The sequence below is a fragment of the Alkalihalobacillus trypoxylicola genome (assembly GCF_001590785.1).
GTDB classification, from domain to species: Bacteria; Bacillota; Bacilli; order Bacillales; family Bacillaceae_D; genus Alkalihalobacillus; species Alkalihalobacillus trypoxylicola.
Genome location: NZ_LTAO01000036.1, coordinates 83,565 through 95,221, shown reverse-complemented (window position 1 = coordinate 95,221; position 11,657 = coordinate 83,565). Strand labels below are relative to the sequence as shown.

At 35.6% G+C, this 11,657-nt stretch carries 10 protein-coding genes; all 10 read left to right on the top strand.

What is annotated here, in order from left to right; all coding sequences use genetic code 11:
• Positions 1 to 2 precede the first annotated feature (2 nt).
• Positions 3 to 1,148: a glycoside hydrolase family 88 protein gene (locus AZF04_RS16945; RefSeq protein WP_061949783.1), complete on the top strand. Its 1,146-nt coding sequence runs from the start codon at positions 3 to 5 to the stop codon at positions 1,146 to 1,148.
• Positions 1,149 to 1,276: 128 nt separating this feature from the next.
• A complete protein-coding gene (locus tag AZF04_RS16940; RefSeq protein WP_061949782.1) occupies positions 1,277 to 3,049 on the top strand; it encodes an ABC transporter ATP-binding protein in 1,773 nt (590 codons plus the stop codon).
• A gap of 23 nt (positions 3,050 to 3,072) precedes the next feature.
• A complete protein-coding gene (locus AZF04_RS16935; protein ID WP_061949781.1) occupies positions 3,073 to 5,001 on the top strand; it encodes an asparagine synthase-related protein in 1,929 nt (642 codons plus the stop codon).
• A 14-nt stretch (positions 5,002 to 5,015) separates the two neighbouring features.
• Entirely contained in the window at positions 5,016 to 5,171 is a 156-nt protein-coding gene (locus tag AZF04_RS21035) for a paeninodin family lasso peptide (protein WP_153017290.1), read from the top strand.
• Positions 5,172 to 5,913: 742 nt separating this feature from the next.
• Positions 5,914 to 6,849: a phosphoenolpyruvate carboxykinase (ATP) gene (locus AZF04_RS16930; protein WP_061949780.1), complete on the top strand. Its 936-nt coding sequence runs from the start codon at positions 5,914 to 5,916 to the stop codon at positions 6,847 to 6,849.
• Entirely contained in the window at positions 6,846 to 7,154 is a 309-nt protein-coding gene (locus AZF04_RS16925) for a lasso peptide biosynthesis PqqD family chaperone (RefSeq protein WP_061949779.1), read from the top strand. Before AZF04_RS16930 ends, AZF04_RS16925 begins: the two co-directional genes overlap by 4 nt.
• 1 nt (position 7,155) lies before the next feature.
• A complete protein-coding gene (locus tag AZF04_RS16920) occupies positions 7,156 to 7,641 on the top strand; it encodes a lasso peptide biosynthesis B2 protein (RefSeq protein WP_061949778.1) in 486 nt (161 codons plus the stop codon).
• A gap of 31 nt (positions 7,642 to 7,672) precedes the next feature.
• Complete coding sequence (locus AZF04_RS16915; protein ID WP_161485277.1) at positions 7,673 to 8,776, top strand: nucleotidyltransferase domain-containing protein; 1,104 nt, start codon at positions 7,673 to 7,675, stop codon at positions 8,774 to 8,776.
• Positions 8,777 to 8,787: 11 nt separating this feature from the next.
• Positions 8,788 to 10,572, top strand: coding sequence for an ABC transporter ATP-binding protein (locus AZF04_RS16910; protein ID WP_061949776.1), 1,785 nt, complete (start codon positions 8,788 to 8,790; stop codon positions 10,570 to 10,572).
• 56 nt (positions 10,573 to 10,628) lie between these two features.
• Positions 10,629 to 11,603: a metallophosphoesterase gene (locus tag AZF04_RS16905; protein ID WP_061949775.1), complete on the top strand. Its 975-nt coding sequence runs from the start codon at positions 10,629 to 10,631 to the stop codon at positions 11,601 to 11,603.
• Positions 11,604 to 11,657: the final 54 nt, after the last annotated feature.

Sequence of the window (11,657 nt, the reverse complement as noted above, 5' to 3'; positions counted from 1 at the left end):
AAATGATTTCATATTTGATAGCCACCTTCATCGTTTTGATGATCATCGTTGCATCTTTTGATGTAGTCCCAATCTTTAGGGATTGGCTAAGTCGAATCGGTATTGGAAGATTTACTGATCGTAATCAATGGAAAGATAAGCTATTAAAAAAAGGTAAGGTTTGGTTAAATAAAACACCTAAAATGAAAGTGACCGATCAAACGAGGTTAGTTATTTTAGATAAACTAAGAGGGAATTATTCTAAATCTACTATTCAGCATTGGCAGGAAGCGGCACTCATATTAGGGTTATTGAAGGAAATGAACAATAATCAGGATAATAGTGTACAGCGTGAATTGAATCAATTTATATTAAGAACCTTTAATACGTCCGGAGATTGGAAAAAAAGGCCGATTCACATTGATGGAGCAATGCTTGCTTATGCTGCTATGAAATACGATTCAGAAGGCAAGTATAAAAAAGCCTATGATTATATGTGGACGTTAATTAAAGACCATATAGGTGAAGATCAAACAGTGGGATATAGAAAATCAATGATCGATTATAGATATGTCGATACCATTGGTTTTATATGTCCTTTTTTAGTGTGTTATGGATTGAGGTATGGAAAGGCTGAATGTATTCAATTAGCCGTGAGACAAATTAAAGAATTTAGTCATTACGGTATGCTTCAAAAGCCGTTTTTACCATGCCATGCATACCAGATTTCAAGTAAATTACCAATGGGCATTTACGGATGGGGGAGAGGTCTAGCTTGGTATGCAATCGGGTTATTGGATACTTGGCTCGAGCTACCGAATGATTATTCAGAAAAGAAAGAGATCGGTGAATTACTTGAACGTTTGGCGACAAGCTGTAAAGACTTACAGAAGCAGGATGGAAGCTGGGGCTGGGTTGTTACTAGAAGTGAGGCTAGAGCTGACTCGTCTGTCACAGCTGTAATGGCTTGGTTTCTAGCAAACTATCATTCAGGTTCACACCACACCGACCATCAGGTGAAAAAGGCATTAGCTTATTTACAAGCCGTTACGAGAAAGAATGGGGAAGTTGATTTTTCGCAAGGAGATACAAAGGATATCGGAGTCTATTCGCAGTTATTTAATGTTATGCCCTTTACCCAAGGGTTCACGATACGAGCACAATCATGATTGGAATCAATGATTTAGTGAGTCACTAGTCAAACAAATTTTTCAGAATTACTTTAAAGGAAACGGAGAAGAAGAAGTAAAAAAGCTAAAGCTTATCTAAACCATTAAACATAGAAGGTGTGGGGAATTTGTTTAACACTCTAAAAAAAATGATGCAAGTCCTTCATAAAAAGGATAAGCAAAAATTCCTTTATTTATTTTTGATGATGATCATCGCCGCATTACTTGAAACCATTGGAGTAGGATTAATTGTACCCGTTGTTAGCGTTATTACCAATCCAGCAATTATTGAACAAAACCCTTTATTATTTTCTGTTTATCAATTTTTAAATGTTCAAAGTGAGGAGACCTTTGTATTAATTCTAGTCCTCGCTTTACTTTTTACTTTTGTGAGTAAAAATGTTTATTTGCTCCTATTTTTTAAAGTTCAATTTAAGTTAATTTTTAATACCCAGGTAAAGCTTGCCAAGGAGCTTTTTCAAGAGTATTTAAAAAAGCCTTATACCTTTCATTTACAAAGGAATACATCCGAATTATTAAGGAATGTGAATAGTGAGGTTCCTAAAGTATTCCAAGGCATTATACTATCTACCTTTCATTTATTAACTGAAGTGTTAGTTGTTCTTTGCTTATTGACTCTATTAATCTATTCTGCTCCTATTATGACCTTAACAGCATCTGTATTACTAGGAGGAAGTATCGTGATTTTCTTTAAGCTTTTTAAAGAAAAAATAAGTCAATTAGGTAAAGAGCAGCAGCGTGTAGGTGGCATGATGATCAAGTGGGTCAATCAAGGGTTAGGAGCTAGCAAAGAGTTAAAAGTTTCTGGGAAAGAGAATTTCTTTATTCATGCCTATCGAGAGCAAAGTCTCATACAGGCAAAGAATAATCAATATGTAAAGATGCTTGAACAAGTCCCTCGGCTTTTTATTGAAACACTAATTGTTAGCATGGTATTGCTCATGATGATCATGACCGTATTTCAAGGAACTAGTACGACAGAGGCAGTATCTATATTAGCGTTATTTGCAATGGCGGCGTTTCGTTTAATGCCGTCTATTAATCGTATTATGACGATGATAACTACGATTCGTTATAGCCTACCAGCGTTGACCGTTATTCATGATGATTTAATCAAAAATAGTCAAAGACAAAGAGATGATAAGGAGAAAGAGCATAAAAAAGAAGAAAAACAAATAAGAATGTTCCATGACTCGCTTCAATTATCAAATGTCTCCTTTCGTTACCCAGAACAGGAAAAATATTCGATAAAAGATATTTCACTACGAATTCCAATAGGACACTCTGTCGCTTTTATAGGAGAATCTGGAGCAGGAAAAACAACCTTAGTCGATCTTTTATTAGGAATTTTAGAGCCAGAAAAGGGTTCAGTACTCATTGATCATTACCCGCTTCATCAAATAAAGCAGGAATGGCAGCGCCGAATAGGATATATTCCTCAAACCATTTTTTTATCTGACGATAGTATTCGGCAAAATATTGCCTTTGGTGTTGAACCGGATCTCATTGATGACCAAAAGGTGTGGAGAGCAATAGAACAGGCTCAATTATTACAATATGTGAAGGATTTACCAGAACAATTGGATAGTAATGTAGGTGAAAGAGGCGTCAAGCTTTCGGGAGGACAGCGACAGAGAATCGGGATAGCTAGAGCACTATATCATAATCCTGAGATTTTGTTTATGGATGAAGCGACCTCAGCCTTAGATCATGAGACGGAGCAGGAAATGATGGAAGCGATTGAAGGATTAAAAGGTGAGAAAACGATTATTATGATTGCTCATCGATTGAGCACGATTCGTAGCTGTGAAATTGTTTATAAGATTCATAAAGGGAAGCTCGTTGAAATTAATCAAAACTGTCAACAGATTATTATTTAATTAGAGAGCTATAGGAGGTAGTAATGAGTGCGATTGTCGGTATTTATCAACAAAATAAGGAGCCTTTAGAGCAGCAGGTTGCTGAATTATTAATGAATCAATTATCTCAATTTCCAGCAGATAAAATCTCGAAAATTTATAATGAGCGGTTATTCTTTGGCTGCTATGCTCAATGGATTACTCCGGAATCTATCCAGGAAGAAAATCCTTATTATGATGATGACAGGAAACTGGCGATAGTAGCAGACGCCATTATTGATAATCGTGAGGAGCTTTTTCAATTATTAATGGTGGAAAGAAGAGAAAGAGAAAAAATAAGTGATACTCAATTAATTTTATATGCTTATAGAAAATGGGGAAAGGAATGTCCTAAATATTTAATAGGCGATTTTGCTTTTATGATTTGGGATGAAAGAGAAGAGCGACTTTTTGGAGCAAGGGATTTTTCGGGAGCTCGCACTCTCTATTATACGACTCATTCTTCCTCGTTATTTTTTTGTACGACAATGGCTCCATTACTATCTTTACCAAACAGGAGAAATCATCTTAATGAACAATGGCTAGCTGAATATTTAGCGATTATCGGAATGGTTGATGTAGTGGATATGAATTTAACTCCCTATGAACATATTTATCAGCTTCCACCCTCCTATAGCATAAGTGTTCAAAAACAAAGTGTCGTTCTTAAGCAATATCGCTCTTTAGATTCTGTGAAAAAATTAAAATTAAAAACAGATGATGAATATGTAGAAGCCTTTCAAGATGTGTTTGGAAAGGCTATTTCAGCTAGAGTACGTACTCATAAACAGGTGGGAATTCAGCTTAGTGGAGGCTTGGATTCTGGAAGTATTGCAGCGTTTGCCTATCAAGAATTAAAGGACAGCCCAAAAAAACTAAAAACCTTTAGCTATATTCCACCAAAGGATTTTAAGGATTTTACACCTAAGCACTTAATACCGAATGAAACTGCTTACATTACTTCGACGGTACAGCATATTGGTGGTATGGAATCGCATATACTCCCTTTTGAAAATCAAGATTCTTTTTCAGAGATTGAGCTGAATTTGAACATCATGGAGATGCCTTATAAATTTTTTGAAAACTCCTATTGGATGAGAGGAATGTTTGCCGAAGCAAGTGGTAGTGGAGTGGGAGTTTTACTAAATGGAGGAAGAGGCAATTTATCGATATCTTGGGGAGCCTCACTTGATTATTATGCTTTTTTGTTAAAAAGAATACGTTGGCTCAAGCTTTTACAAGAGCTCCAGCATTTTAGTCAGAGAACTGGTGGACCAAGGCTTAAAAGAATACCTATGATTGCTAAAAGAGCGTTTCCGATTCCGTTTAGAAAAAATACAAAAGATTATCCTACTTTAATAAACGAGGATTTTGCTAGAAAAACAAAGGTTTATCAAAAGTTAAAAAGCTATGGAATTGATGAGTCAGGATGGTTTGCATCCCAAAATGTATTTAAACAAAGAGCTCGTCATTTTCAGGATCTCTTTCATTGGAATGCAAGTAACACATGGTCAGCGAAGCTTTCCTTACCCTATTCCGTTTGGAAAAGAGACGCAACCAATGATTTGAGAGTCATTCAATTTTGTTTATCTTTACCAGAGGATCAATATGTGATGAAAGGGTTAGACCGTGCTTTAATTAGACGAGCGACCAAAGGGCTTCTACCTGATAAAGTTCGTTTGAATCAACAAACACGTGGTGTTCAAGGTGCAGATTGGGTACACAGAATGCTTCCTCATTGGCCACAATTTTTGACGGAAAGTAAAAAGCTGCTGACTCATGAGAAGCTATTAATGTATGTAAATCGTGAAGAGCTGAAATTAGCTATACAAAAGGCAGAAAAAGGGATAGATGCCTCTTTTGTCATGGATCCTAGAAGCAAAGTTTTGATGCGTAGTATGGTTCTAGCGAAATTTTTGGATAAGTTTTTATGAGAGGAGGTGAGAGGATGAAAAAAGTATGGGAAAAGCCAAAATTAGAGCAGCTCGCAGTCCAAAAAACAATGGCATCCACTGTAATTGGTCCATATACAGATGAAGCTTATGTACCTGGAGAGGGTGTTGACGGAAATGATTCAGGAACATGGGACCGATTTACAAGCTAATACTTAAAAAAAGATAAACAGAATATATATAATTATAGGCAACAGCTCCTTGTTAAAGAGGAGCTGTTTTTTATTAAGAACATAAATGAAGTGAATTTCATCATTGCTCTATAAACGAATAAAACCAAACGTTTCTTATAAAATATGTTTTAAACGTTTGCGAATGAACTTCTTGATTGAAACGGTAGGTAGTGACTCTCAAAGGATCAGCGCAGTCTGAAGATCCACTCTGGCGAAGCTCTTCGTAGTCAGAGTTAGCTGAAGACAAGCCCTTGGGAAAGCATCTACCTAAAGTGAAAATCAAAAACCAAATCGTTCGGTTTTCATTAAAAGATGGGAATGGTGAAGTATGGTGAAGTGGGGTTAAGTGAATAAAACGACCATTCATTATAAATATGTCTTGAATGCTTGTGAATTTACTTTTTGATTGTAACGGTAGGTAGTGACTCGCGAAGGATCAGCGCAGTCTGAAGATCCACTCTGATGAAGCTCAGCGTAGTTAGAGTTAGCTGAAGACAAGCCCTTGGGAAAGCACCTACCTAAAGTGAAAATCAAAAACCTAACCAATCGGTTTTCATTATAAGGTATGAATGATGAAATTAATTCATATACAAACGAAATAGCATTGACAACTGAGATAAAAAATGATAATTTAGTTCTTAATAAAGAACAAAAAATAATTTATGTTCACTATAGTGATTATTACCTGGTCGGTTAGCTAATGAAGGAAAGAAGGATAAAAATGAAGGAATATTATGTATATAAAGCATTTGGTCTTATTGTGAAAAGTGAAATAGTACTTCCAGAACTAATCCATGCGTCCGAGGATAGTAAGCAGGATGTGACCATAAAAATAGGTGATTTGTATAGGGAATGGGAACAACAAGCGCAAAAACAAGAGCAATATTTTTCCATTACGGCATCGCAAATTTTATTTCGTATTCCAAATGTGGCGATATTTTCAATGAAGAGCGGAATCGAGATTACTGTGTCCCCTGATCAAAATCAAAAGAGTATACCGAATGGACTTCTTCGACTCTATCTATTAGGAACTTGTATGGAAGCGATATTGTTGCAAAGAAATATATTACCATTGCATGGTAGTGCCATTGTTTTTAACAATGAAGCGTATGCGATAGTAGGGGAGTCTGGTGCTGGAAAGTCGACACTAGCTTCGGCTTTTGTGCAAAAGGGATGTCAGCTATTAAGTGATGATGTGATTCCAGTAACGATGGGTTCTAATGGAGAAGTGCTTGTTACACCTGCCTATCCGCAGCAAAAGCTTTGGATGGAAAGTTTACAACAATTTCAAATCAATTATCAACACTTTACACCACTTGTTGAAAGAAGAGAAAAATACGCAATACCTGTTACTTCTCATTTTTCCGATGATGTGAAGCCGTTAGTTGGAATTATTGAATTAGTAAAGTCAGGTAACCAAAGAGTGAATATAAAGCCTATTCATAGCTTGGAAAAACTACAAACGATGTTCTCCCACACTTATCGTAATTTTTTACTTGCACCACTCGGTATGACAGATTGGCATTTTAATATAAGTGCACAAATCTTGAATCAAATCACCATGACGAGACTAACAAGACCTAATGATTCATTTACTGCCTTTGAATTATCAGAGGTTATTTTTGATTATTATGAGCAGGGGGAGCTAGTAAAATGAGTAAACAACCAATTTCAACAGAAGCATTGGTCGTTCAAGTTGAAGGGAATATTGTAACAGATATGGACGGAGACAAAGTGATGCTCAACATATCAAAAGGGAAGTATTATAACCTTGGAAAAATCGGCGGAGCTGTATGGGAGCTAATTAAAACACCACAAACGTTAGAATCCATTGTTAATAAGCTTGTTGAAGAATATGAGGTAGAGAAGGAAGTATGTTCGTTGGAGGTTCAGAGCTTTTTAGAAGATTTAAAGCAACAAGGGTTGGTTTATTTTCAAAATAGTGATGAAATGGGTATTTAAAATGGTCAATAGAATAAAATATTTTTTTAGTTTAGATAAAGAGATGAAGATCCTACTTGTTGAAGCTTACTACTTTTTAGGATGGGCTAGATTAATCAAGCTCGTTCCCTTTAAAAAAGTGGCTCCAACTTTAGGTCAAACTATGAGCGAGACGACTTTTGCTTCAGATGAATGTAATAAAAAGGTACTTCAAGATGTTTCATGGGCCATTCATCGTATGAGTCGATTTACTTTATGGGAAAGTCAATGCTTAGTCAAAGCACTTGCTGGGATGAAGATGCTTGAGAGACGGAATGTGGAAAGTACTCTTTATCTAGCAACGGGTAAGGATGAAGAAGGAAAGCTTGTTGCTCATGCATGGTTAAGAAGCGGTTCATTTTATATTTCAGGTGAAGAAGGAAAAGAGCAATTCACCGTGATTGCAAAGTTTGCAAAAGTATTGGATAAGAATGTATCGAAAGGAGCTTCATATGAATCTCACTCTTAATAAAAGTTCTCTATCTAAGGAACTTCTCTATATGATCAATTTACTAATAGATAGTCAAAAGCATTCTTATGTAAATTTAAATTGGAATGAATTTTTAGCCTATGCTATGCATCATCGCGTCTATCCATTGCTTCATTCAAAAATGAAAGAACGTACAGAGTCTATTCCTGAACATGTTAGACATTCTATTTTTCTAGACTATAAACAAAATGTCTTTCAAATGCTGCGCCTTAGTGCAGAAATGAATCACATTAATGAAATTCTAGTTAAACAGAAGATTAATAGTCTTTTTTTAAAAGGCCCTGTTTTGGCTGAGGAGCTCTATGGAGATTTATCACTGCGAACATCCAGTGATATCGATCTTCTTATTCCGTTAAAAGATTTAAAGATAGCCGAAAAATTGTTAATAGATAGTGGCTACGAGAAGGAGGATTATATTCAAACGGTATTAAATGATTGGCGCTGGAGGCATCATCATGTTACCTATTTTCATCCTACAAAAAAAATCAAGGTTGAGCTTCATTGGAGGCTACACCCCGGACCAGGAAAAGAGCAAAAGTTTGAACAGCTATGGGAAAGAAGGAGAAAAAGTCAAAACATCGGTTCCGCCATTTATCTCTTAGGTAGAGAAGATTTATTTTTGTTTTTGACTGTTCATGGAGCTAGACATGGCTGGTCTCGGCTGCGGTGGCTTTTGGATATTCATTATTTACTAGAGCAAGAATTGGATTGGAAAATCCTACTAGATATTTTTAAAACCTATAGCAATCCACATATCGGTGGACAGGTATTCATTTTATTATCGCAATTATTTCATACCAAAATAACGAATGAAATGAAACCATTTATAAGTAAAAAAGCTATAAAACTGGCGGATGAAGCTCTATATTATCAGGTGAATAGGGTGCATTTACATACTATTCCATTACCAATTGAAGTAGCGAATTATCATAAAATGCACGTAGTAAGATTAAGATCCTTTAAGCAAGCAGCACTATATTATCTAAGTACTCTACATCCATTCCCTGAAGACGCTCAAACTTTACCGTTACCTACTAGTCTTCATTTTTTATATTTTCCACTTAGACCATTTCTATGGATTTGGCGTAAATCAAGAAAGCTGGTTTTATCGTAGGAGGAAAAAAGATGAAAGATGTTCTTTATTTTTTAAAGCAAATTCATGGATATGCAGGAAAAGTATTATATCTTAATTTAATGGCTAGCGCATCTATTGGGCTATTAGAAGGGTTTGGAATTATTTTATTAATTCCTTTGATTAGTCTTACCGGTCTTATTGTCTTTGATTTAGAAGGAACACCTTTGGATGGTATTCAAACGCTTTTTCATTCGATACCTGCATCTATTGGTCTACCGCTAGTATTACTAGTCTTTATTTCTATTGTAGTTGCACAAGCTATTTTTAATCGGCAATTACTTATACGAAATACAAAAATTCAATTTGGATTTTTAAGACATATAAGAGTTCAAACGTATGAAGCCTTATTACATGCAAAATGGAATTTCTTTGTGAAAAATCGAAAATCGGATATGATTAATATATTAACATCAGAAATATCAAAGGTTAGTGCTGGTACCTATTCTTTTTTACAATTTTTAGCTTCTTTTATCTTTACCTTTATTCAAATTGGTATAGCATTTTGGCTTTCACCTAGTATTACTTTTTTTGTTTTGTTATGTGGAGGTATTTTAATCTTCTTTAATCGAAAATTCTTAAAGCGATCCTTTTTGCTAGGGAAGCGGAATTACACATTAGGGAAAGAATACTTAGCGGGTATTACTGAACAAATTAATGGGATTAAGGATGTAAAAAGTAATACGCTAGAGTCATCGAGAGTGGAATGGTTTAAGGATATTACGAAAGAAATTGAACGTGAGCAAATCGATTATACGGTCATTAAATCGACCTCCCAGCTTCATTATAAAATCGCTTCAGCCGTTCTAACAGCTTTATTTATCTATGTATCTCTTTTTATGTTTCAGGCGCAATTACCTCAGTTAATGTTGATTTTGATTATTTTCTCAAGACTTTGGCCAAGTGTCATGAATATTCAAGGCTCTCTTGAGCAGATCTTAACCACATTACCTTCATTTAAAGTGGTGAAGGATTTACAAAATGAATGTGTTCAGGAGCAAGAATTCTCTCGGAAGGGAGAGCAAAAGCCTATTCAGGTTATGAATAGCATTGAGTGTGAAGATGTTTTCTTTCAATACGGAACGAACGATTATGCACTAAAACATATAAATCTGAAGATTATCGCCAATCAAATGACCGCCATAGTAGGTCGCTCGGGTGCAGGTAAAAGTACATTAATTGATATTTTGATGGGGCTACATCATCCTCAAAAAGGGACTGTGAAAGTAGATGGTACCCCTCTTGTAAAAGAAAATGTGTATGCACTAAGAAAATCAATTAGCTACGTTCCCCAGGATCCTTTTTTGTTTAATGCAAGTATAAGAGATAACCTTCAGCTTGTAATACCAAATGCCAGTGAAGCAGATATTTGGGAAGCACTCGAATTTTCATCCGCTGCAGGTTTTGTGAGTAAACTCCCAAATGGTTTGGATACGATGATTGGAGATAGAGGAATTAAGTTATCTGGTGGAGAGCGTCAAAGGCTCGTTTTAGCACGAGCAATTTTAAAAAAGCCTTCCATTCTTCTATTAGATGAAGCGACTAGTGCCTTAGATACCGAGAATGAATCGAACATACAGGAAGCTATTGAGCGTTTAAAAGGAAAAATGACCATTATCGTGATTGCGCATCGACTTTCTACCATTCGTCATGCAGATCAAGTGATTGTATTAGATGAAGGTCGAATTGTTCAAATGGGTGGCTTTGAAAAGCTGTCGTCAGAAAATAAGAGCACCTTTCAAAGTTTGTTATTGAATCAAGTTCAGGCCTCATTATAGAGAGGTTGTTTAGGTTTGTTGGCAATCGTGAAAAGAAGAAGTTTGGAGCAGAGAGTATGAGATTTTTTAATAAAAAAGTTGTGGTTATTTCTTTGATATTCATCACGCTGTTGGTTAGCTATACGATATATGATAACCATCGATTCGTGCTAGTTGAAGAGGAAATATTCATTGAAAATTTACCAGAAGAGTTAGATGGATTTAGAATTGTTCAGGTGACAGATTTACATGAGAAGGAATTTGGAAAACAGCAAGCTAAGCTCATTAAGAAGATTGAACAAACTCCCTATGATGTAATTGTTTTTACTGGAGACATGCTCGATGGAAGAAATAGTACGAATTATACTCCTTTTTATGAATTGATTGATGGAATCTCTCAAAAGGAGCATGCATTATTTGTGCCTGGAAATGCCGATCCTCCAAGCTATGTGGTATCAGAAGATCAAACATTGCAAAAATCCCCTTTCATAATAGGGATGGAGGAGAGAGGAGTAACATTTCTAGAATCACTTTATTCTATTGAGAAGAATGGGACTACATTACATTTTGTAGATTTTGAAATTTCAACGATTAATGATCGTGAATTAGAACAGTCTTCTTCATTAAATATGTCTGCTCAATCAGCTTTAGTTCAAAGTCATCATCTGCAATTATCAAAGGAACTTCATTCAATAGACGAAAGCAATAGTCTAATAATAGCACTTAATCATTATCCGGTTGTGGACGAATATATTGATTATTTGAGTAGCGATTCTAGTAGAGTTTTAAGAGCTTATGATTTTATTATGGCCGGTCATTATCACGGAGGACAAATACGATTACCATTTATAGGGGCTTTATTTGTTCCGGAGCCCTGGTATCCAAACAACGGACTCTTACCGCCACAAAATCGTGTCAAAGGATTGTGGGAGTATAAAGGCATTCAACAATATGTTAGTACTGGACTAGGAAGTAGTAGTTTTATCCCTTTTTTAAAATTCCGTTTTCTTAATACACCAGAGCTAAATCTAATTACGCTGAAAAGGAAATAAAAAACGAAAGAATCAATTGACTAACGAAATTAAGTACGTTATATTCTTAATAAA

What these genes read in the sequence shown, in the direction of transcription:
- AZF04_RS16905 (WP_061949775.1), top strand. Translation starts at nt 10,629, where the DNA reads ATGAGATTTTTTAATAAAAAAGTTGTGGTTATTTCTTTGATATTCATC.
- AZF04_RS16910 (WP_061949776.1), top strand. Translation starts at nt 8,788, where the DNA reads ATGAAAGATGTTCTTTATTTTTTAAAGCAAATTCATGGATATGCAGGA.
- AZF04_RS21035 (WP_153017290.1), top strand. Translation starts at nt 5,016, where the DNA reads ATGAAAAAAGTATGGGAAAAGCCAAAATTAGAGCAGCTCGCAGTCCAA.
- AZF04_RS16945 (WP_061949783.1), top strand. Translation starts at nt 3, where the DNA reads ATGATTTCATATTTGATAGCCACCTTCATCGTTTTGATGATCATCGTT.
- AZF04_RS16915 (WP_161485277.1), top strand. Translation starts at nt 7,673, where the DNA reads ATGATCAATTTACTAATAGATAGTCAAAAGCATTCTTATGTAAATTTA.
- AZF04_RS16935 (WP_061949781.1), top strand. Translation starts at nt 3,073, where the DNA reads ATGAGTGCGATTGTCGGTATTTATCAACAAAATAAGGAGCCTTTAGAG.
- AZF04_RS16930 (WP_061949780.1), top strand. Translation starts at nt 5,914, where the DNA reads ATGAAGGAATATTATGTATATAAAGCATTTGGTCTTATTGTGAAAAGT.
- AZF04_RS16925 (WP_061949779.1), top strand. Translation starts at nt 6,846, where the DNA reads ATGAGTAAACAACCAATTTCAACAGAAGCATTGGTCGTTCAAGTTGAA.
- AZF04_RS16920 (WP_061949778.1), top strand. Translation starts at nt 7,156, where the DNA reads ATGGTCAATAGAATAAAATATTTTTTTAGTTTAGATAAAGAGATGAAG.